The 21,379-nt window shown below is 74.4% G+C and carries 17 protein-coding genes; 8 read left to right on the top strand and 9 right to left on the bottom strand.

All coding sequences use genetic code 11. From position 1 onward, the window contains the following. The first annotated feature begins 82 nt into the window (after nucleotides 1-82). From WME83_RS50390 to WME83_RS50380, 3 genes are all read left to right on the top strand, one after another. Nucleotides 83-1,336 carry a hypothetical protein gene (locus tag WME83_RS50390; RefSeq protein ID WP_437316852.1) on the top strand — a complete coding sequence of 418 codons (1,254 nt, stop codon included), beginning with the start codon at nucleotides 83-85 and terminating at the stop codon, nucleotides 1,334-1,336. Then, entirely contained in the window at nucleotides 1,333-2,373 is a 1,041-nt protein-coding gene (locus tag WME83_RS50385; protein ID WP_437316851.1) for a tetratricopeptide repeat protein, read from the top strand. The genes WME83_RS50390 and WME83_RS50385 overlap by 4 nt, the downstream gene beginning before the upstream one ends. A 252-nt stretch (nucleotides 2,374-2,625) precedes the next feature. Further along, a complete protein-coding gene (locus WME83_RS50380) occupies nucleotides 2,626-3,720 on the top strand; it encodes a hypothetical protein (RefSeq protein ID WP_437316850.1) in 1,095 nt (364 codons plus the stop codon). A 37-nt stretch (nucleotides 3,721-3,757) separates the two neighbouring features. Here the strand turns inward: WME83_RS50380 and WME83_RS50375 are convergent, their stop codons facing one another. Next, nucleotides 3,758-4,600 (bottom strand): Uma2 family endonuclease, encoded by an 843-nt coding sequence (locus tag WME83_RS50375; RefSeq protein ID WP_437316849.1) that lies wholly within the window; start codon nucleotides 4,598-4,600, stop codon nucleotides 3,758-3,760. A gap of 452 nt (nucleotides 4,601-5,052) precedes the next feature. On the opposite strand from WME83_RS50375, the gene WME83_RS50370 reads away from it, so the two are divergent. Further along, nucleotides 5,053-6,906 carry a hypothetical protein gene (locus WME83_RS50370; RefSeq protein WP_437316848.1) on the top strand — a complete coding sequence of 618 codons (1,854 nt, stop codon included), beginning with the start codon at nucleotides 5,053-5,055 and terminating at the stop codon, nucleotides 6,904-6,906. A 292-nt stretch (nucleotides 6,907-7,198) separates the two neighbouring features. After that, nucleotides 7,199-9,658 (top strand): beta-propeller domain-containing protein, encoded by a 2,460-nt coding sequence (locus WME83_RS50365; protein WP_437316847.1) that lies wholly within the window; start codon nucleotides 7,199-7,201, stop codon nucleotides 9,656-9,658. A 71-nt stretch (nucleotides 9,659-9,729) separates the two neighbouring features. Here the strand turns inward: WME83_RS50365 and WME83_RS50360 are convergent, their stop codons facing one another. Then, nucleotides 9,730-10,458 (bottom strand): glutathione S-transferase family protein, encoded by a 729-nt coding sequence (locus WME83_RS50360; RefSeq protein WP_437316846.1) that lies wholly within the window; start codon nucleotides 10,456-10,458, stop codon nucleotides 9,730-9,732. An 82-nt stretch (nucleotides 10,459-10,540) separates the two neighbouring features. Here WME83_RS50360 and WME83_RS50355 point away from each other — a divergent pair, with 82 nt between their 5' ends. Further along, a complete protein-coding gene (locus WME83_RS50355; protein ID WP_437316845.1) occupies nucleotides 10,541-11,266 on the top strand; it encodes a helix-turn-helix transcriptional regulator in 726 nt (241 codons plus the stop codon). Between the two features lie 129 nt (nucleotides 11,267-11,395). Here the strand turns inward: WME83_RS50355 and WME83_RS50350 are convergent, their stop codons facing one another. The 3 genes from WME83_RS50350 to WME83_RS50340 form a co-directional block, all read right to left on the bottom strand. Further along, on the bottom strand, nucleotides 11,396-11,737 hold the full coding sequence (locus WME83_RS50350; RefSeq protein WP_437316844.1) for a hypothetical protein: 342 nt from the start codon (nucleotides 11,735-11,737) through the stop codon (nucleotides 11,396-11,398). Further along, nucleotides 11,737-12,690, bottom strand: coding sequence for a lipase family alpha/beta hydrolase (locus WME83_RS50345; RefSeq protein WP_437316843.1), 954 nt, complete (start codon nucleotides 12,688-12,690; stop codon nucleotides 11,737-11,739). The genes WME83_RS50350 and WME83_RS50345 overlap by 1 nt, the downstream gene beginning before the upstream one ends. A 126-nt stretch (nucleotides 12,691-12,816) precedes the next feature. After that, entirely contained in the window at nucleotides 12,817-14,391 is a 1,575-nt protein-coding gene (locus tag WME83_RS50340; protein ID WP_437316842.1) for a hypothetical protein, read from the bottom strand. Between the two features lie 295 nt (nucleotides 14,392-14,686). Between WME83_RS50340 and WME83_RS50335 the strand changes: the two genes are divergently transcribed. Continuing rightward, nucleotides 14,687-17,140: a substrate-binding domain-containing protein gene (locus WME83_RS50335; RefSeq protein ID WP_437316841.1), complete on the top strand. Its 2,454-nt coding sequence runs from the start codon at nucleotides 14,687-14,689 to the stop codon at nucleotides 17,138-17,140. 60 nt (nucleotides 17,141-17,200) lie between these two features. Here WME83_RS50335 and WME83_RS50330 read toward each other — a convergent pair whose 3' ends face one another. The 3 genes from WME83_RS50330 to WME83_RS50320 all read right to left on the bottom strand — a co-directional run bounded on the left by WME83_RS50330 (nucleotide 17,201) and on the right by WME83_RS50320 (nucleotide 19,085). Beyond that, nucleotides 17,201-17,779: a Uma2 family endonuclease gene (locus tag WME83_RS50330; protein ID WP_437316840.1), complete on the bottom strand. Its 579-nt coding sequence runs from the start codon at nucleotides 17,777-17,779 to the stop codon at nucleotides 17,201-17,203. Nucleotides 17,780-17,882: 103 nt separating this feature from the next. Next, nucleotides 17,883-18,152: a DUF2277 domain-containing protein gene (locus WME83_RS50325; RefSeq protein WP_437316839.1), complete on the bottom strand. Its 270-nt coding sequence runs from the start codon at nucleotides 18,150-18,152 to the stop codon at nucleotides 17,883-17,885. Between the two features lie 126 nt (nucleotides 18,153-18,278). Further along, a complete protein-coding gene (locus WME83_RS50320) occupies nucleotides 18,279-19,085 on the bottom strand; it encodes a Uma2 family endonuclease (RefSeq protein ID WP_437316838.1) in 807 nt (268 codons plus the stop codon). A 169-nt stretch (nucleotides 19,086-19,254) separates the two neighbouring features. On the opposite strand from WME83_RS50320, the gene WME83_RS50315 reads away from it, so the two are divergent. Beyond that, nucleotides 19,255-20,037, top strand: a complete 783-nt coding sequence (locus WME83_RS50315) for an HAD family hydrolase (RefSeq protein WP_437316837.1) — start codon at nucleotides 19,255-19,257, stop codon at nucleotides 20,035-20,037. A gap of 389 nt (nucleotides 20,038-20,426) precedes the next feature. Here WME83_RS50315 and WME83_RS50310 read toward each other — a convergent pair whose 3' ends face one another. Next, nucleotides 20,427-21,365, bottom strand: coding sequence for a hypothetical protein (locus WME83_RS50310; protein WP_437316836.1), 939 nt, complete (start codon nucleotides 21,363-21,365; stop codon nucleotides 20,427-20,429). Nucleotides 21,366-21,379: the final 14 nt, after the last annotated feature.

Raw genomic sequence — 21,379 nt, 5'->3', positions numbered from 1 at the left:
GCCCGCCCGATCAACCGGATCGCAGCCCGCCGCCGCCGGCCCGACGTGGGCCTCCGGGGCGCGTCGCTGGTACACTCCGGCCGTGCACCCCGGCCCGCTGTTGCTTACGGCCCTGCTCGCCTTCCCGCTCGCCTTCCCGCTCACCGCCCACGCCGGTCAGGCGGGCAGCGAGCTCGTCGCGGCGGCGGCGGCGGCGGGGCGGCCGCCCGAGTGCTCGGCGCGGTCCAGCCGGGCCATCGCGCGGGGGCCCACGGTCTGGGAGCGCGCGCGCGCGCCGGAGCTCCCGCGCTACTGCGACCTGCTCGCGCGAGGCCAGGCGCAGCTCGGCAGCAACCCGGAGGCGGCGCGCGAGGCGGCGCGCCTCGCCGACCAGCTCCTCCCGGGGCACGCCGCGCCGCACGTCCTGCTCGCCCGCGCCGCCCTCGCCCTCGGCTCCCCCGAGGAGGCGGGGCGCGCCTTCGATCGCGCGCGGGGCATCGACCCGCGCAGCGTCGAGGACCCGCACACGATGCACGATCTCGCCCGGTCGCTCGCCCGCACCGGCAAGCGCGACGAGGCGATCGCGATCTACCGCGCGCTCGTCCCCCGCATCGACCTGCTCGGCACCGCCGATCAGCGCGCGCTCGTGCTGCTCGAGGCGGCGCACCTGTCCATGGCCGCCGCCGGCGCGGCCGCGAAGCCGCCCTCCGGCGCGGCCGCGGAGGGCGCCCGCGGCGACCTCGACGAGGCGATCGCCTACCTGCGCGAGGCGCGCCTGCGCGCGCAGACGCAGCTCGCCCGCGACGTCACGCTGTCGCTCGCGCTCGCGCTGGACCGCGCCGGCGACAAGGCCCAGGCCGACGCCGCGCTCGACGGCGAGGCGGCCGACGCGGGCGCCGGGGGCGACCCCCGCGCCCAGGCGGCCGCGCGCGTCCGCGCGGAGGCCTCCCGCGCCCGCGCTGCCGACCACCGCGCCGAGGCGGCGGCGCGGGCGCGCGCGGCCGACCAGCACGCCGGCGCGGCCGCCCGCGAGCACGCCGCCGACGATCTCGCCAGCGCGGCGGCGCGCCTGCGCACCCTCGACTACCTTGCGGTTCCGGAGGACCGGCTCGCCCTCGAGGCGCTCGCGCTGGAGCGGACCATGACGGCGGCGGCGATCGCGCGCTGGGAGGCGTACCTGTCGGGCGCCGGCGGCCAGGGGCCGTGGGCCGCGGCGGCGCGCGCGCGCCTCGACGCGCTCCGGAGAGGCGGCGGCGGGGGTCATCGGCCCGCACGCGCCGCGGCGACGGGAGCGGCCGGGCGCGCCCCGCAGGACCGCGGCGCGGCGCCCGCGCCGGGCGCAGGGGGCGCGCGATGAGCCAGGAGCCGCGCCTGGCCCGGCGGCCTCGCTCGCCTTGGCGGCCTCGCCTGCCCGGCCTCGCGGCGCTCCTCGCGCTCGCGCTCGCGGCGGCGCCCCTCCGCGCGGCACCGACCGTCTGGTCCCGCGCGCTGGATCCGGCGGCCGACGAGCACGCGGCGCTCATCTCCCAGGCCGACGCGCTCCTCGCCCGGTACGACCGGCTCCGGCGCTCGCCGCTCCTCGATCGGGTCGAGGAGATCGGCCCGCTCTGGCTGCGCGAGGCGCGCACGCTGTACGAGCGCGCCGGCGCGCCGACCTCGCGCGATCCTTCGGTGCGGCTGCGCTACGCCGACATCCTGGAGCACCTCGGCGACGTGGAGGGCGCGGTCGTGACGCTCGAGGGGCTCTTGCGCGCCCACCCGCCGGCGCCCTCCCGGGCCGACGCGTGGCACGCGCTCGCGGTCTGCTATGCGCGGCTCGGCAGGTACACGGAGGAGATCAAGGCGTACGACGCGGCGCTCGCGCTCGAGCCGCACGCCGCGTCGCGGGCGCTCTTGCTGGCCAACCAGGCCGAGGCGCACATGGCGCTCGGCGACATCACCTCCGCGGTCGAGGGCTACCGCGCGGCGCTCTCGACGCTCGGGTCGCTCGACATGTTCCGCTACGGCGTGACCACGCTCTGGGGGCTCGCCGTGGCGCTCGACCGGTCGGGCGACCTGGAGGGCGCCATCGAGCACATCCGGCTCGCGAGGACCTACGACCGGAACGACCAGCAGATCAACGGCGCCGGCTGGTTCTACGTGCCGCCGTACGACGACGCCTGGTACGCCGCGCTCGGCCACTGGGCCGCGGCGCGGAGCGCCGAGCTCGGCGCCGCGCGCGCGGAGGCCTACCTGCAGGCCGTGGCTGCGTGGGAGTCGTACATCGCGCGCGCCCCCGGGAACGACCACTGGGTGGCGCTGGCCAAGGCGCGGCGCGCGCAGTGCGATCGCGAGCGGGAGCAGACGATGAAGCGCCTGCGCAAGCCGGCGCCCGCGGCGCCGCAGCGGCGCTGAGCCGAGGCGCCCGGCCGGGCGGCGCTCCGTCGCGATCGCGCCGCGCTCCGGCCGCCCCCGCAGGCGCTTCCGGGAGCTCCTGCACGTCGCCTCCGGTCGCGCGCCGATCGCGCCGCAGCGGACGCGCGTCGCGCCGCGGCGGGATGCGAGGACGCCCCTTTACGACCCCGCCCGGCAGGTTCACCTTACCGTGGTCGCCCTCGCGCGCGGGGGCGGCGCCGGCCAGCTCACCCCGAACGGAGATCCGTCGAGATGCGCGACTCGGTGTTCAATGAGCCCGTGCTCTGGTCCGGACGCCCCAAGGTCGTCGCGACGCCGCTCCTCTACGTCGTGGGCGCGGCGGTCTGCGGCGTGACCTCCGCGATCAGCACGGCGTCCGCCATCGTCGTGAGCAAGGCGCTCGGCGCGTCGCCGACCCAGCTGCTCGCCTTCGCGGCCTGGATGGCGAGCCTCGCGGTGGCGTTCAGCTACCTGCCGCGCTGGTGGCGCTCGGAGCTCGAGTACCTGCTCACCGACCGGCACATCGTGGTGCAGCGCGGGAAGCTCCGGCGCTCCATCGAGCGGCGGTCGATCAGCTACGCGCGCATCCACTGGCACCCGAAGCACCCCGGCGTGGGCGACCTCGAGCTGGTGAGGGCGGTGCCCACGGGCGCGCTCAGGCGGCGCCTGTCGATCGTGCTGACCGGCGTCGTGGCCCCGGATCGCGTCTGGGCGATCCTGCGGGGCGTCGTCCCGTCGGCGCCCGCGGGCGACGGTCACCGGCTGCTCTCGCAGCGCCTCGACGAGGGCGAGCGGGTGCTCTGGTCGGCGCACCCGGCCGACGGCTGGCACAAGTGGCTCCCGAACGGCCTGCGCGGGGTCGGCTCGGTGCTGCTCGGCGTGCTCCTCGGCGGCTTCGCCGTGGTCACGGCGGTGCACGCCGTGCGCAGCATCCGCATCGTGACCGCGGCGGGCATGGATCCGGAGAGCGTGTCGTTCGTGGCGCTCGTCGCCTCGCTCTCGCTCACGATCGTGCTGCTCGTCGCCGCGGGCGCGGCGATGCTCTACGTGTCGGTGGTGCGCCCCGCGCGGCTCGCGGCGCGGACGCGGTACCTCATCACCGACCGGCGCGTGCTCATCCAGCGGGGCGACGAGGAGCTGCACCTCGATCGCTCGCGCATCGTCGACGTGATCGACGCGCCGGGCGCCGGCGGCCTCCGCGACGTGTTCCTCGTGCTCGACGGCCCCCGCGCCCGCGCCGTCGCGGCGAGCGGCGCCTTCGGCGAGGCCCCGGGCGCCGGCCTCCAGCCGGTGCTGCACCGGGTCGCGGACGTGGACTCGGTGCGGCAGATCTTGCGGCCGGCGTAGCGCGCGCCTCGCGTCCCTCGCGCGCCGGCGAGCGCGCTCAGCGGCGCGCGACCCGGGCTTCCAGGTCGCGCACGCGCGCCTCGAGCTCGCGCACGCGCGCCTCGGCGGCGGCGCGGGCGCGCTGCTCGGCGACGCGGGCGCGCTGCTCCTGCGCGCGCGCCTCGCCCTCGGCGCGGAGGGCCTCCTCCTCGGCGGGCACGAGATCGGTCGCGCGCGAGGTCCGCGCGACGCGCAACGTCGGGTGCGGGCCGTCCTTCAGCACGACGACGTGCGCGTCGAACGCCTCGATCCAGAGGGGATCGGCGCCGGCGTGGACGCGCAGGTAGGTGCCGTCCGGATCGCGGCGGTAGAGCTGGAGCGGCACGCGCTCCTCGGAGAGCGGCGCGCGGGCCGAGGCCGCCTCGGGATCGAAGAGCAGGAGCTCGGGGCAGCCGAGCTGCCAGTACTTGGCCGGCGCGACCTCGTACGCCCGGCGCCAGTCGCCCGTGACGATCTCCAGCGCGAACCGCGGCGGGCGATGGCCCGGCAGCCACGTCTGCCACTGCCGCGGCAGCGGCGGCAACGGGCGGTGATCGAGGACGTAGAGATCGGGCAGGACGCGCACCAGCGGCTCGGCCCGCACCCAGGCGAAGGCGTGGTCGGCGCCGGCGTACCAGTCGACCCAGCCGCGCTCGCGCGCGAGCTGCGCGAGCACCGAGAGCAGCAGGCGAACGATCCCGGACCGCTCGGCCTTGCCGTGACGCTCCGCATCATCGGGCAGGTACCAGCCGGACCAGTCGATCGCGGCGCCGGCCTCCTCGGGCGACAGATCGCGGAGCACGAGCGCGCGGGGCGGCCGCCGGGGGCTGAGCGGGTACCCGATGCGGTTCGGCGAGGCCACGCGGGGAAACTAGCACTCCGGCACGTCCCGCGGGAACGCAGCGGCGCGCCGGCATCGTCGGATGCGGACGCCTCAGGACCCGCGGCGTCCTCCGCCGAGCGCCTCGTCGGGCGACATGGGCCGCCGCCGAGCGCCCGCCGCTGAGCACCCTCTGAGCGCCCGCTGCGCGCCCCCTTCAGGCGACATGTACCTGCGACTCGCTTGACAGGGGCAAAGGTTCCATGTCTTCCTACCTGACAAGAGCTTTCTTTACATCTTGCACGTCGGGAAGGGCGGCGCGTCGCGCCGAGCGATCTCGCGATCTGCGGTTGGCCGCCGCCGGAGTGTCCGGCGCGACGAAACAGCAGCGCCACGGCGACCACGCACTCAGCGCGTCTGCCCGGATTCGGGCGCGCCGATCCGCGTGGTGGTCCGGCGAATCGAGCCCTGAGCGCGCGCACGGAGGAACCTGAATGAGAACCTTGCAACATCGGATCGGGACTCGATTTGTCGGCGCTGCCTTCATCGGCGCTGCCTTCGTGGTCGCCTGCTCGGCGAGCCCGGGGGGCTCCCCGCAGCAGGGCCAGGGCGCCGGCGGCTCGGGCGGGGCGCCGGAGGAGTTCGGCGCGGGCACGGGGAACATCTTCGACGTGGGCAGCGGCGGCCCCGTCGAGCCGCCTCCCTGCGAGGTCTGCGAGGACTTCCCCGCGGCCCCGGTGCTCGACGACGCCGGGACGCCGCCGCCGGCCAACGCGCCCGAGCTGTTCGGCGCAGCGGGCAGCGGCGCGCCGGGCGGGCCGTGCCTCGCCGAGCCGGAGATCGGGGCGCTCTTCCCGAACAACTGGCTGCGGCCGAGGTTCCGGTGGACCGCGCCCGAGGGGCAGGACCTGTTCGAGATCCGCGTGCACGCCGACCGGGAGAAGAACGACCTGGTCGTCTACACGACGAACCGAGAATGGAAGATGCCCAAGGACATGTGGGAGAAGCTGGCGTCGCATGTCCGGAACGAGCCGATCACCATCACGATCCGCTCGGTGTCGACGAGCGCGCCGGGCGCGCCGCTCCTCGGCACCTCCGGGCCGATCACCATCGCGCCGGCCCCGGCCGGCGGCAGCATGGTGTACTGGGCGGCGATCGGCGAAGGGCCGGCGGACGCGTGGCTGGCCGGGTTCGGCGTGGGCGAGGAGGGCGTCGTCGACGCGCTCAAGGTCGAGCAGGTGCAGCAGGGCGGCCGCAGGACCGAGAACGGCGGCCTCCGGAACGACGGCGCGGTGAGGTGCATCGGGTGCCACACGTCGACGCCCGACGGCGAGTCCGTCATCTTCACGGATCACTGGCCGTGGGGGCTCGCCATCGCCTCCGTGCAGAAGGACTCGGTGGGCGAGGTCCCCTCGTACGTCACGCCGGGCGGCTCGGAGGCGATGAGCCAGTCCTGGCTCGGCGCGCCCAAGATGTCGGCAGCGCATTTCTCCCCGGGAGACCGGATCGTCGTCACCTCCTATGGCCGGGATCGCGGCACGGTCTGGGACGGCCAGTCGTACAGCGCCATGCCGAACGCGCGCCTCGCGTGGTTCGACCTGGAGTCGCCGGTGCCGACCTACCCGCTCGACGCCAACCCCAACCTGGTCAAGGAAGAGATGGCGGCCGCGGAGGGGACCGCGTACGGCTTCATCGCGCGCGAGGGCGACACGCGCGGAGCGCTGATGCCGGACTGGAGCCACGACGGCAACACCATCGTTTACGTGTCCACCGACGCCGGCAAGGACGGGCGGATCGCCGCGGGGGCAGGCGATCTCTACACGGTGCCCTACAACGACCGGCAGGGCGGCGCGGCGACGCCGCTGCAGGGCGCCGCGGAGCCGGCGTTCAACGAGTATTACCCGGCCTTCTCGCCCGACGACCGGCTGATCGCGTTCAACCGGACGCCGAGCCCGGGGGAGATGTACTATAACCCCGCGTCCGACATCCACGTGGTCCCCGCGGCCGGCGGCGCGGCGACGCGCCTCGCGGCCAACGATCCGCCGGCCTGCGTCGGCGTCACGAGCCCGGGAATCCACAACAGCTGGCCCAGGTGGTCGCCGGAGGCCACGACCGTCGACGGCAAGACCTATTACTGGGTCATCTTCTCGTCGTCCCGCGACGGCTACACCCTCCAGAAGGACCCGCAGAAGAAGGCGTCGCAGCTCTACGTGACCGGCGTCGTCGTGGAGGGCACGACGGTGACCACGTACCCGTCGATCTATCTCTGGAACCAGACCACGAACACGAGCAACCACACGCCCGCATGGGACGTGTTCAAGATCCCCCCCGCGCCCGTTCCCCTCTGACGCCGCGCGCAGGCGGCCCGGACTGGAGAGCGAGCCCCGCCGCCCTCGGACGCGTGCCCCCGACACGGCGCGTCCGTCCGGGCCCCATAGACCTCCATCTCATCGCGTGTTGGCGGAAATAGCCAGTCCCATCACCCATCCATGGCACACGTGTGCCAGGCGGCCCCCGCCAGTGCATGCATGTCGTGCCTCGCGCCGCGCGGCGGGGCGTGCGCGCGCGCGAACCGCCGCGTTTCGCGGCGAACCGAGCGAGCGGGCGGGTGGCGCGGGCCTTGCGACGCCGGCGGGCACCATGCGAACCCACCGCGCCCATTCCTCTCTCTGGCTTCTCCTAGCAACAGGCCTCCTCGCCGTCGGATGCGTCACGGAGTCCTCGTCACCCGGACCCGACGAGAGCGCGTCGCAGCGCGCGGCGCTCCACCGGGCTCAGTCGTGCGACGACCTCGAAGCGCTGCTGAAGCAGGACGCGCTCGCCAAGATGAACGCCCAGATCGACGCCATGATCGCGAGCTACGCGGCGATCGGCGACGGGCGCGGCGTCGGCTTCGGCGGCCCCGGCGTCGCCGTGCCCGGGGGGGCGGCGGACCCCACCGGCGTACCTGCCCCGACACCGCCCGTGGCCGGCAGCCCCGAGGACGCGGCGTCGGGCGGCGAGAGCGATGCCCCGGCCCACTCGGACACGAACACCCAGGTCGCCGGCGTCGATGAGGCCGACATCGTCAAGACCGACGGGAACAACCTCTACATCCTGCACGACCAGAGCTTCTACACGCTGACCGCGTGGCCGGCGTCGTCGCTCGCGGTGGGCAGCTCGCTCGCGATCGAGGGCAGCCCGATCGAGATGTTCGTGGCAGACGACAAGGTCGTCATCTACTCGTCGGTCAACGGGGCCTCGATCTACGAGAAGGCGGGCGTCGAGCCGCGGCCGGGGTACTACGACTACAGGATCGACATCGGCATCGCCCTGCCCGGAGGCGCCGGCGCGCCCGCCGGCGCGCCGGGCAGCGCGCCGGGCAGCGCGCCGTCCAGCGGGCCGGATCAGGACGATGCGCCGGTCCCCCCGGAGGGGTCCGACACGCCGTCCAACCCGGGAGGCGCCGACCCGCCGCCGGACGGCGCCGACAAGCCCGCGGAGCCCCTGCCGGACGGCGACACCGAGCCCACGCCGCCGGACGGCGCCCCGTCCCCCGATGAGCCGGTGACCGACGCGCCCCCGCCGCCCGACGTCTACGCCCCGCTCACGAAGCTCACCGTCCTGAGCCTCGCGGGCGGCGCGCCCAGCGTGGCCAGGGAGCTCTACTTCGAGGGCGGCTACGCCTCGTCGCGGCGCGCGGGCGAGGACGTCCGCACGGTGCTGTCCGGCGGCGCCCACGGCCCCGCGCTCAACTACTGGCCCACCGACCTGACCGCCTTCCCCGAGACCGCCGAGGCGTGGACCGCGGCGTTCGAGCAGCTCCGCGCCGAGAACACGGCGATCATCGAGGGCTCGTCGCTGTCGGCGTGGCTGCCGTACCGCTTCGAGAAGGAGGGCGAGACGGTCACCGAGCTCGGCGCGAGCTGCGCGGACTTCTACGTCCCCGAGGCGGGCACGACGTCGTACGGCCTGACGCAGATCGAGTCGATCGACCTCGCCGACCTCGACGAGGTGCCGGCGTCGACCTCGATCATCGGCGCGACCGACACCGTGTATTCGAGCCACGACGCCCTCTATGTCGCCGCGCGCAGCTGGCAGGCGCCGACGGCGCCCAGCGCGGTGAACGCGAGCACGGACGTCACGTACCTGCACAAGTTCGATCTGGTCGCCGACCCGAGCCAGCCCCGGTACGTCGCGTCGGGCTCGGTGCCCGGCCACATCCTCAACCAGTTCTCGCTCGACGAGCACAACGGCAAGCTCCGCGTCTCGACGACCGCCATGGTGCCCGGGACTGAGCGGTGGACGACCCGCAACGGCGTGTTCGTCCTCGAGGCGCAAGGGGCCGAGCTTTCGCGCATCGGCGCCATCACGGACCTCGCCCCGGGCGAGCAGATCCGCTCGACCCGGTTCATCGGGGATCGCGGCTACGTGGTGACGTTCCTCCGGGTCGACCCGCTGTTCGTGCTCGATCTCTCCGACCCCGAGTCGCCCTCCGTCGCAGGCGAGCTCAAGATCCCCGGCTTCAGCGAGTACATGCACCCGCTCGACGACGGGCACCTCCTGGCGATCGGCAGGGACGGCGACGAGAGCGGCGTCGTGACCGGCCTGGCGCTGCAGATCTTCGACGTCACGGACCCGTCGGAGCCGAAGCTCCTGCACAAGAAGTCGCTCGAGGGGGACTACACGTCGTCCGAGGCCGAGTACAACCACAAGGCGTTCACGTACTACGGTGAGCGCGACGTGCTCGCCTTCCCGGTCGTGAGCTACGACCGGGAGACGGGCGCGGTCGCGAGCACGCTGGAGCTCTTCAACGTCGATATCGCCGAAGGGTTCAGCCACCTCGGCGCGGTCGACCACAGCGGCTTCTTCAGCGCGACGTCGGGGTGCTACTACTACGGCGGCGCCGACGTGAAGCGCGGCGTGTTCATCGAGGACTACGTTTACTCGATCTCGTACGGCGGCGTGCTCGTGAACGCGCTCGACGACCTCGCGACGCCGGTGGCGTCGCTGCCCCTGCCCGCCCCGACCTCGTGGGGGTCCGCCTGCGGCGGCGGTGACGTCGCCCAGCCCACGCCGGCCGAGCCCGCGCCGACGCCGGCTCCCCGCGGCGAGGAGTAGCCCCGCGCCGCGGAGCGCAGGCCGCGGCGCCCCGCCCCTCGAGCGGGGGCGCCGCGGCGGCGTCGCGGCGCTCAGGCCCCCTGCCGGGGCGCCTCCCACGGGTGATCCGGGTAGAACTCCCGCATGAGCCGGGCGGTGTACGCGACGAGGTTCGCGAAGCCCTCGGCCCTGCGCCTGAGCGGCGATTCGAAGAAGGGCGTGAGGATGCCGGCCAGCGCCGCGAAGGCCGTCGCGTCGACGCCCACCGGGCGCCCGCCGAACAGGTACGGCCTGTCCCCGAGCAGCGTCGAGAGCGCGGTCAGGGAGCGCACGCCGAGCGCGACGATCTCCTCGTCCGAGTGCCGCGCGATGCCGAGCGCGCGATAGTTCTCGCGGACGCGCCCGAGGAGCTCCTCGCGCAGCTTCGGGCGCAGCTCCTCCGGCGCGCCGTCGACGAAGTGCGCCGGGCCCTTCTCGAAGTTCTCCGGGATGAGCCAGCGCGCGTACCCCGAGGTCGCGACGAAGTGGTTCTCGAGCATGCGCTCGATGGCCCACGCCTCCGCGCGCTGCCGCGCGTCGAGGCCGGCGTCGAGGTCCTTGCCGTACTTCCGCTCAAGGTGCTCACGGATGAAGTGCGAGTCGGCGACGCGCGCGCCGTCGTCGTCGATGAAGGGGAGCTGCCCCTTCGGCGACAGGTCGGGCCGCGCGCGCTCCTTCCTGTAGGGCAGGCCGAGGAGCTTGAGCTGGACCTCGGTCTTCGTCACATAGGGGCTGGCCTCCGGCAAGCCGAACGTGGGGCCGAAGCCATAGAGCGTGATCATGAGAACCTCCGGGAGCTTGGGTCCGCCGTGGACCGCGCTTGATGTAGCCTCGCCCTGCTGACAACCTGGTGTCAGCATCCTCGTGCGGCGCGCCGACCGATTGTTCCAGATCCTTCAGATCCTGCGCCGGCAGCGGGCGCCGGTCACCGCGGCGGCGCTCGCCGAGGAGCTCGAGACGTCGAAGCGGACCGTGTACCGCGACGTCGCGGATCTCCTCGCCCAGCGCGTCCCGATCCGGGGCGAGGCCGGCACCGGCTACGTGCTCGAGCGCGGCTTCGACATGCCGCCGCTGATGCTCACGCCCGACGAGATCGAGGTCGCGGTCCTCGGCGCGCAGTGGGTCGCCGGCCGCGGGGACGCCGCCCTGCGGAGGGCGGCGCAGGACCTCATCGCGAAGATCGCCGCGACGGTCCCCGAGCGGCTGCGCCCGCTCGTGCTCGAGCCGACGACGGGCACGCCCCCCGCGCTGGACCAGGTCCCCGACGGGCTCGACCTGGCCGAGGTGCGCGCGTCGATCCGCGCCGGCACGAAGATCGCGCTCCGCTACCGCGACGAGGCGGGCCGCGAGAGCGAGCGCGTCGTGTGGCCCGTCGTGGTGGGGTATCGCGAGTCGACGCGCCTCCTCGTGGCGTGGTGCGAGGTTCGCCAGGACTTCCGCTCCTTTCGCACCGATCGCGTGGTCGGCGCCACGTTCCTGAAGGAGCGCCACGGCGAGAAGCCGAGCGCGCTGCGCGCGCGGTGGCGCGCGACCCTGCCCGCGCGCCGCGCGCTGTGGAAGCGCACGGGCGCGCCGGGCGCCGGGGAGTGATGCGGGCTCCTACGGCGGATACTTCCGCGATCGCGACGGCAACAAGCTCAACTTCTTCACCATGGCGCGCTGAGCCTCAGCGCATCGTTCGGCGCCGGCGGAGCCGCGCGCGGCGGGCAGCGCCCGAGCTCAGGGCGCCTCGTCGTCCGGGCCGCCGGAGGGCGCGTCCGGCGCGGCGCCCGCGCTGCGGTCCGGCGTTTCCGCCGGCCGTGCCTCCTGCTCCAAGAGAGAGAGGACCACATCCACCGTGGCCCCCACGGCGCGGTTGACGAGGCGGATCGTCCCGTGAACGCCGGACAGCGTCGTGTCGTGGATGACCCGAATGCCCCTCACGGGCGCCTGGATCGGGGGAATCTGCTCCAGCAGATCGAAAGGCAGCTTCGCCGCGTGCTTCTGCAGGCGCTCCACGGCCCGCGAGCCGTGCTCGACCGCCTCCTGCACGAGATCCTTCAAGCCGCGCCACCGCTCCATCACACCGCCTCCTCGCACCACGCGCGGATCTGCGCGTAGACGTCCGGGTCGTGGGCCAGGCGCAGGTGTCCGAGCGACGGCATGATCCGCGCGTGCGCTTGAGGGAAGGGCGAGCACCGGTCCTCGGCGACCGCCCGGCCCGTGGCGCTCCTCAGCGAGACCATCGCGTCGCCGAACAAGAGGGAGAGCCTCGGGTCGGCCGTGAGCGCGCCGGCGATGAGGTGATGGCGAATGTGGGGGAGCAAGGGCACGGGATGGCGGCGATTCTGGAGCAGGGCGTCGGCGTCGGCGCCCTCCCAGTCCTCGCGGCGGAGGTTGGCGTAGCCCAGGTCCTTCATCCCGCCGCTGCGGAGGTTGACGATATCGGCGATGAGCGTCGTGTACGGATTGCCGATGCTCGCGAGCGCCCACGTGACAGCGTTGCCAAAGCGCTCCAGCGGGGCGCCGAGGTGCGGTGTGCCGAGGTAGAAGGCCCGCTTGGCGAGGGGCAGCCACCTTCGAGCCTTGTCGCTCGCCGCATGCGCGGCGCTGCGCGCGACGAGGCCGCCCATGCTGTGGCCGATGAGGACCAGCTCCTCCACGGCGACCGGATAGGCGCAGACGAGCTGCTCGAGGAGGACATCCAGGGCTTCGCCGTTCTCGGAGACGCGGAGGCCGCTGTTGTACCGCACGTAAAACGGCGTGTACCCGAGGTCGCGAGCAAGACGCGATCCGTACGTCTCGCCGTCCGGCATCGTCCAGATCTCCTCGGTGCTCATCAGCCCGTGCACGAGCACGACGACACGGGGTGTGGCGCGAGCAGCGGCGGCCGCGGAGAATGCCCTGGCAAGCGGCAGGCCGCGTCCGTCGCGGACGAGCTGCATCGCGGTCGCGAGGCCGTTGCTGGTCCGCTTCAGGTGATCGCCGAGGAGCCCGTTGAGCACCCCGACGACCCGCTCCAGGTTGTTTCCCATGGGCCGATCCGGCCCGGATCCTGGCACGGATCGGCGCCTCGCGCAGCGCCGCAAGGCGGCGGACGACTCTGCAGGTCGCAGCGGCGCCGCGCGCCGAGCTCGGCGGGTGGGGCGCAGCCCGCCCGATCAGCGCCCGAGCTTCGCGAGGAACGCGTCGCGGCCGCCCTGCCCCGCGAGCGGCCCGCCGCCGAAGTCGAGGGCGCCGTCGAAGTAGCCGGTGAGGAGGACGTCCCCGCTCGGGTCGAACGCGACGTCCGTGGGCGTCTGGCCCTGCGCGTCGCCGAAGCGATCGCCCCACAGCGCGCGGCCGGCGGCGTCGAGCTCGACGAGGAAGATATCCTCCTCCCCCGCGCTCTCGAGCCGCCCGCACGCGAGCTCGAGCGCGCCGCGGAAGAACCCGCCGACCGCCACGTTGCCGTCGGCGTCGGCGGCGATCGCCGTGCCGTCCTGCCGGAGCGCGCCGCCGAGGCGGCGGCTCCAGACGTGACGGCCCCTCGGGTCGAGCTTCAGGACGAACGCGTCGTTGTCGCCCGCGCTGCGGCGCGGTCCGCCGCCGAAATCGACGCTGCCGGCGAAGCCCCCGGTCACGAGGACGTTGCCCCACGGATCCACCGCGACGGCGGAGGCGTTCTGGCTGCCGGGATCTCCATAGCTCCGGCTCCAGACATGATGGCCGTCCGGATCGAGCTTGGCGACGAAGATGTCGGAGCTCCCGGCGCTCGGGAGCGGCCGGCCGCCGAAGTCGAGGCCGCCGCCCAGGGAGAAGCCCGCGAGGACGACGTTGCCCGCGCCGTCGACCGCGAGGCCCTCGCCGCGATCGAGCTCCACCGTGCCGAACGCCTTGCTCCAGAGGTGGTCGCCGGAGGCGTCGAGCTTCGACACGAAGACATCCTCGTCGAACAGGCCTCCTGTGCTGACGAGCGGCGCCGCTCCGCCGGTGAAGTCGAGGGAGCCCTCGAACGAGCCCGAGACGAGGACGTTGCCGGCGCCGTCCGCGGCGATGGCGCGCGGGGAGTGGCGCTCGTCGCCGGACGCGGCTCGGCTCCAGAGGTGGTTGCCGCTGGCGTCGAATTTGGCCACGAACGAGATCTGGAGTCCATCGAGGGCGTTCGTCAGCGGGCCGCCGCCGAGATCGATGGGATCGCGGAAGCCGCCCGCGAGCAGGATGCTGCCGTGCGCGTCGACGGCGACGGCAGAGGCGAACGATGACGGGGAGTCGAAGGCGCGGCTCCAGAGGAGGCCCCCGGCGGCGTCGAGCTTCGCGAGGAACGCCCCCGAGGCGGAGACCGGCCCGCCGCCGAAATCGACCGTGCCCGCGGCCGAGCCCGCGAGGACGATGTTCCCCGCGCCGTCGGCGGCGACCGAATACCCGATCTGCTCGCGCGGATCGCCGAATCGCCCGCTGAAGAGGTGGGCGGCGCCGGGACACGAGCCGTGGCACACGTAGCTCGCGGGCGGGCGCGGCGCCTCGCGGCGCGCGGGCGCCGCGTCCTCCGCGCGGCACGGCGGCGTCGGGGGAGCGCCGTGGCTCGGGACCGCGCCGTCCACGTCGCGGCGCGGCCCGCGAGGGGGAACGGCGGCGTCCTCGACGTCCCCGGGGCGGCCCCGGCGGATCGTGGCGCAGGGCGGAGGCGCCGCCTCGGCGGGGATCGCGACGAGCACGGGGAGGACGAGGAGGAGCTGAGGAATAGAACATCGCATGAGTTCTCCGGTGCCGGAGCGCGGCTGTCCGTTGCTATCGCACCGCGGTCGTCGGCCGCCGCCGCGCAGCGCGCCGCCTCGGACGAGCCCGCTTCGCGCTGCCGGGCGGCCTCGAGCGATAGCGCGAAGCGCTCGACGCCCGCCGCGCCGGACGGCGCTCCGTCGCGGGGAGACGCGAGCTCGAGCGCATGACGGGGCGGAGCCGGATGGATGGCTTGACAACGGACCGGCCGATCGCGCCTGCTGGCACGATCCCCGCGCCGCGCTCCGCCGGTGGGGTGTAGGTCGAACACGCATGATCACCGGTCTGGACCTCTTCGCAGCGCTGCATCGCATCGTACAGGACGCCACAGACAGCCTGCCTGGAACGCGGCGCGGCAGCCTGCTGATCCGAGAGGGAGATCGCCTGATCTACCGGGCCGCCGTGGGCCTCGAGAGCCTGCTCTCGGGCCGGCTGCCGATCCCGTCGGACGCGGGGCCGGCCAGCGCGGTCTCTCGGCTCGACCCGGGCGAGGGCGCGCGCGCGGTGGCGGCGGCCGCGTGGTACCGAGAGCACCTGCCGGGCGCGGTCGCGCTCGACTGGCTGCCCGCGGACGCGGTCGTGGTCCTCGCGCCGGTGTGCATGCGCGGGCGGCCGGTCGGCGCGCTCGCCGTCGAGCAGCCGGCCGCGGAGCCGCTGGGGGACGAGCGCAGGGCCCGGCTGATGGCCCTGGCCGGCAGCGCCGGGGCGGCGCTGGAGCGGCGCGAGCTCTTCGACGACAAGGCGCGGTCGGCCCACGAGAACCGCGTGCTCGAGGAGGTGCTGAACGCGGTGGCCTCGCAGGCCAGCCCCCAGGAGCTCGTGGAGATCATCTCGAGCGGTATCAAGAGCGTGCAGCTGCGGCCGCAGTGGAGCGCGGTGGAGCTCGCCCTGGTGGAGGACGACGCCTGCGGGGCCTGGCCCGCGAGCGAGCGCGGCGCGGAGCTCCGCGTCTACCGGGCGCCGCGGCGCGCGCCGGTGGCCTACTGGAACAACCTGCGGGAGGGCGCGCTCGTCGCGGGGCGCGCGCTCGGCGTCGACGTGACGTACCGGTGCGCCAGCGCCGCCGGCGAGGCCGGCCAGAGCGCGCTCATCGACGAGGGCGTGCGCCGCGGGGTGAGCGGCGTCGCCGTGGCGCCGGGCGACGCCGCGGGCCTCGAGCCGGCGATCCGGCGAGCGGCGGAGGCCGGGATTCCGGTGATCACGTTCGATACGCCGCCGGCCGACGGCAGCAGGGCGCTGGCCTACGTCGGCACCGACAACGTGGCGGCCGGCCGGCTCGCCGGAGAGACGATGGCGCGGCTCCTCCCGGACGGCGGGGTCGTGGGCGCGCAGGTCTCCTCGCTCCGCGCCATGAACGGCCGCGATCGGGTCGCGGGGTTCGGCGCGGCGGCCGCCGGGAAGGCCATCTCGATGCGATCTCCGCTGGAGAGCCACTACGATACTTCCGCGGCGATGCAGCTCGCCCTGGACGCCTTGCGCGAAGGAGGGCTGTCCGGCGCCTTCGGCGCCTGCGCCGAGAACGGCCCGGCGTGGGGCATGGCCGCGAGGGCCCTGGGGAGGGCGGGAGATCTCAAGATCGTGTCGTTCGATCTGATCCCCGAGACGATCGCGATGCTCCGGGAGGGCATCATCCATGCGGCCGTGGTCCAGCGCGAGCACGACATGGGCTATCGCGCCGTCGAGCTGCTCCACGACATGGTGTCGAGGGGGGCGGAGGCGGCGCTGGCCGAGCTCCCGGCGCCGGGGCAGGTCGAGGATCGGCGCCTTCCGCGCTTCATTGACACCGGCGTGGACCTCGTGACCCTCGAGTCCACGCCCTGGTCTCGTCCGCTGTCGGAGCACCTGACCCTGGAGACGAGCCGCAAGTCCGCGAACCGGAGGCGCGGGGGCGCGGCGGTGGACCGCTCGCGCGAGCTCCTCGTCATCAGCCTGGATGCCGACGAGCAGGGGCTCGTCGAGGGGCGCGCCCGGCTCGAGCGGGCGTCGCTGGTCGGCCGGGTGCTGAGCGCCGGCCGGTCGGTCGTCATCGACACGCTGGCGGGCGAGCACGACCTCTGGCCGGATATCGTCGAGGCGCGCCGGAAGGGCAGCCGCACGCGGGTCGGCGTCCCGCTGCTCGCCCGGGGGGTCGCGCTCGGCGTCCTGGTGCTCGACAGCGAGCGCCGCGCGGCGTGCTCGCCCGAGGACCTCGGGCTGATCGAGCGCATCGCCGACACGCTGGCGGTGGCGCTCGAGAACGCGCAGCTCCTCCGCCGCATCACCGAGCGGACCCAGGAGCTCGAGCAGGCGAACCGGCAGCAGGCGGCGCTGCTCGGCACCATCCATGAGCTCTCCAGCCCGGTCGTCCCCGTCGCGCGCCAGATCCTGGTGATGCCCGTCGTCGGGGCGATGGACCGCCAGCGCTCGGGCCGCTTCCTCGAGTCGATGCTGCGGGAGATCTCCGAGCGGCACGCGCGCGTGGTGCTGATCGACGTGACGGGGATGGCGGCGGTGGACGCCGCGGCGGCGGATCACCTCATGACGGCGGCGCGGGCGGCGGGGCTGCTCGGGGCCGAGGTCGTGCTCGTCGGCATCGCGCCGGCGGCCGCGCGGCTGATGGTGGAGCAGGGGCTGGACCTCGGGGGCGTCGTCACCCGCTCGACCCTCGAGCTCGGGTTCGCCTACGCGCTGTCGAAGACGGGCGGCCGGCTCGTCTACGGGGGCTCGCCCCGCGCTGCGCGGTCGTGAGCCGCGCGCCGCAGCGCGCCTTCGGCCCTTCGGTGTGCCGGCGGCGCCGAGCGCGCCCCTTCAGCCGGCGTCGAGTTCGAAGGCGCCCTCGTAGATGGCGTCGACCGGAACGGCGGCGCCGATCGCGAGCGAGATCGCGCCTCCCGCCTCGATCACGAGGTAGCGCCAGGAGCCGTCGGCCTCGCGCCGGAAGTGCTCGACGCGCACCGAGGTCTGCGAGACGAGCAGGTAATCGGTGAGGGACGGGATGCGCTGATACGCTGCCCACTTCTCGCCGCGGTCATACGCCTCGGTGCTGGGCGACAGGACCTCGACGGCGACGCTCGGGTTCGCGAGCACGTCGCTGGTGCCCGGCTCCATCCGCACACCGCCGCACGCGACGACGGCATCCGCGTAGACGTAGCGCTCCCCCTGCTTCGCGGAGATCCGCTGGTCCGGTGACAGGACATGGCACGGCCTGCCGCGAACGGCCGCGCGGAGCTCCGCCCCCACGGCGTTCGAGAGGAAGTTGTGCCGCGGGCTGCCGCCCGCCCTCGAGCGGACCTCGCCGAGGCGATACTCGTGCTTAGCGACCTGCCCGCGCTCCCACTCGAGATACGCTGCAGCGCTCATGCGCTGGGTGGCGGCGGCGTCGCCCATGAGCACGAACGTAAGGTAACAGCAGTGCAGGAGCCAGGCTCGGCGGCCTGCCCTGCGCGGCCGCCTGCCTGCCGCCGCTGCCCGAGAGGAGCAGACCGGCGCGTCAGGTGCCGAAGCGGCGCGCGTTGCGGAGGCGGGCCTTCGCGGCCTCGACTTCCTTGTTCTTGGGCGGCGCCGTGGTCTCCAGCGACTCGACGAGCTGGCGCGTGATGGCGGCGATGTCGTCGACGGCTCGCTCGAAACAGGCGACGTTCTTCCCGCTCGGGCTGCGGGTCCCGCTCACCTTGCGCACGTATTGCAGGGCGGCCGCCCGGATCTCTTCCTCCGTCGCCGGCGGCTCGAAGTTGAATAGAGGACGGATGTTTCGACACATGCCGCGAGCCTACCGCCGAACGCGGCGCGGTGGAACCGGCGCGGCCCAAACACGGCCAAGACGGCGCGGTCGACCGGCGCGGCGCTCCTGTCCTGCGCTGCGGCGCTGCGCCCCGCGCGACGTGCGTTATCGCGGCTCCAGCTGCTCCAGCTCGCGCACCCGCGCCTCGAGCTCGCGCACCCGCGCCTCGGCGGCCTCCCTGGCGCGCGCCTCGGTCGCCGCGACCTCTTCCTGGGTGGGCACGAGCTCGCCCTTGCCGCCCGGGCGCGCGAGCCGGAGCCGCGCGTCGGCCCCGCTGCCCACGACGCAGAGCCAGCTGTCGAGCGCGGGGCTCCACGCGGGGCCGGCGCCGGCGTGCACGCGCACGTACGCGCCGTCGGGGTCGCGCCGGTAGGCCTGGAGCGCCACCCTGCCGGCGGGCGGCCGCTGCGCGGCGGCCAGCGGGTCGAAGATCGCGAGCTCGGGACAGCCGAGCTGGCAGTACTTGAGCGGGATGTCCTCGTAGGCCTTCTGCCAGTCGCTCGCGACGATCTCGAGCGCGAAGCGCGGCGGGCGGTGGCCGGGCAGCCAGGTCTGCCACTGCTTGGGGAGCGGCGGCGCGGGCCGGTGATCGAGGAGGTAGACGTCGGGCGAGACGCGCACGAGCGGCTCCTCGCGCACCCACGCGAAGAACCGGTCCGAGCCGGCGTGGTGGTCGGTCCAGCCGCGCTCGCGCGCGAGCTGCGCGATCGAGGACAGGAGCAGGCGGGCGATCTCGTCGTGCTCGCCCCACGCGCCGATGCCGTCCGCGTCGTCGAGGTACCAGTCCGACCAGTCGATGGTCGCGCGGAGCTCCTCGGGCTCCGGATCGCGGACGACGAGCGCGCGCGGAAGGCGCGTCGCGTGGGGGTTGGCTCCGGTGCGGACGGGCGGCACGAGCTTCGACCGTAGCACCCCCGGCGCAGCGGCGGGAGGCGGGCGGGCGCGGGCGAGCGCCGCGGCAGGCGCGGGCGAGCGCCGCGGCAGGCGTTGCGGGCAGCCGGCGCGGGCGGACGGCGGCGCATCGCATCGCCAGGGTGCCCTCGGGGCTCCCGGTACCGCGCGCCGGCGCCATGTCGGCGGCATGCGTTTCGAAGGGGTCCTCTTCGACGTCGACGGGGTGGTGGTCGACTCGCCGCACGAGCGCGCCTGGCGCGAGGCGCTGGAGGCGCTGATGGCGACCGAGTGGCGCGCGATCGCGCCCGAGACGCGCTACGCGCCCGAGCGGTTCACGACGGCCGTCTACCAGAGCGAGGTCGCCGGCAAGGCGCGCGAGAGCGGCGCGCGCGCGGCGCTCGACTACTTCGGCGTGCCCGACGCCGCCGAGCGCGCGCGGCGCTACGCCGAGCGCAAGCAGGAGGTCCTGCTCCGGAAGATCGAGGCGGGGGAGTTCGTCGTCTTCCCTGACGCGATGCGGCTGATCCTGGGGCTCAAGGCGCGCGGCGTGCCGATCGCGGCGGCGTCGTCGTCCAGGAACGCGGGCCAGCTCCTCCAGAGGATCCGCGCCGACGCCTTCGCCGAGCAGCAGCGCATCCGCCGCCCGGCCGTCGCGTCCGGCACGACGCTGCTCGACCTGTTCGACGCCGACCTCTGCGGCGTCGCGGTGGCGCACGGCAAGCCGGCGCCGGACCTGTTCCTGGCCGCCGCGCGCGCGCTCGGCGTGCCCCCGGCGCGCTGCCTCGTCGTCGAGGACGCCCCCGCCGGGGTGCAGGCCGCCAAGGCGGCCGGGATGACCGCGCTCGGCGTGGCGCGGCTCGCCGACGACGCGCTGCTGGCCGCCGCGGGGGCGGATCGGGTCGTGACGACGCTCGACGCGGTCGATCCGGACGCCGTGGTCGAGGGGCGGATCGGGGCGAAGGCGGCGTGAGGGCGGCGCGCGGTTCGAGCCCACGCGGTGCGTCGCTCTGTGCTCTGCCGATGGCCCCCGGGAGCGATGAAACCTGGGTTGTCTCAAGCAAGACAAACCACAGAGGCACAGAGGGCACAGAGAAGAAGAGAGAGGAGAAGAGTTCTTTTCTTTCTCTCTCCTCTGTGTCCTCTGTGTCCTCTGTGCCTCTGTGGTTCAAATATCTTCTCTTAAGCCTTGGCCCGAACGATGACAGTGGCGTCGTGCGAAGGGCACAACCGGAAGCGGGTTCTTATAGAGAAAGATCGTCCGCGAACGTTGGATGCCAGCAGACGCAGCGCCGGACACATCGGTATCTTGATTCCAGCAGCGCATCGTGACGCCCCCCGGGCGCCGGAGGAGGCCGCCCCTCAGCCGCCCTGCTTGCGCACGACCGCGAGGCTCCAGATCTCCCCGGCGCTCGTGCCCACCCACAGCGTCGGCGACCCCTTGCCGGCGGCCACCAGCACGGCCGGCTCGCCGCGAGCGCCGAGCGCGACGGTGGCCGTCGGCGCGAGCGGCGCGCCGGTGGCGGCCTCGATGGCGGCGCCGTCGAACAGCGCGACGCGGCCGTCGGCGAAGCAGGCGAACAGGCTCGACTCGAGGACCGCCACGTCCGCGACCGGGTCGCTGAAGGCGAGCACCTTCGCCGCGAGCTTGCCCGACGACCGCACGACCGCGCAGACCGCGCTCGCGCCGCGCTTGTACACCGCCGTCAGCTTCGGGCCGCCGCGCACCCGGTCGAGGTTCTGGGCCGCGCGCGGCAGCGAGGCGCGCAGCGTCGGGCCCGGCTCGGGCGTCGCGCCGGGATGCACGCGGAGCTCGCCCCCCTCCCCGGCGCCGTCCATCACCGCGTGCGTCTCGGTCTCGGTCAGGTCGAACGCCCGCGCCGCGCCGCGCACCGCGAACGTGCGGCCGTTCACCTCGGTCTTGTCGAGCTTGAGCTCCGTCGCGCTGCCGTCCCAGCCCAGCAAGAGCGCCGTCTCGCCGGACGGGCGCGTCGCGAGCTGCCGCGCGTCCCGCCCGACCTGATCGAGCTTCGGGCCGTGCGTGATGCCGAGCAGCGCCCAGACCGCGTCGTCGCTCCGCACCACGGCTACGTCCTTCGAGAGCAGCGCCACGTCGTGCGCCGAGGAGAGCGACAGGTTCGTCGTCTTCGCGCCGGCGCCGCCGATCGGGCAGACGCCGAGGCGCACGGGGTCGGTCGAGACCATCGCGACCAGGCCGGGGCTCGCGAGGAACGCGGCGCCGCGGATCTCCGCGTCGAGGCCGTGCACCTTGCGGGGGGAGCTCAGATTGCTGAAGGGCATGGCCGATGAAGATA

Origin of the sequence: Sorangium sp. So ce385 (assembly GCF_051474135.1) — a bacterium.
Lineage (GTDB): Bacteria > Myxococcota_A > Polyangia > Polyangiales > Polyangiaceae > Sorangium > Sorangium cellulosum_D.
The sequence above is the reverse complement of the archived record's forward strand: the minus strand, read 5'-3'. Positions and strand labels throughout refer to the sequence as shown.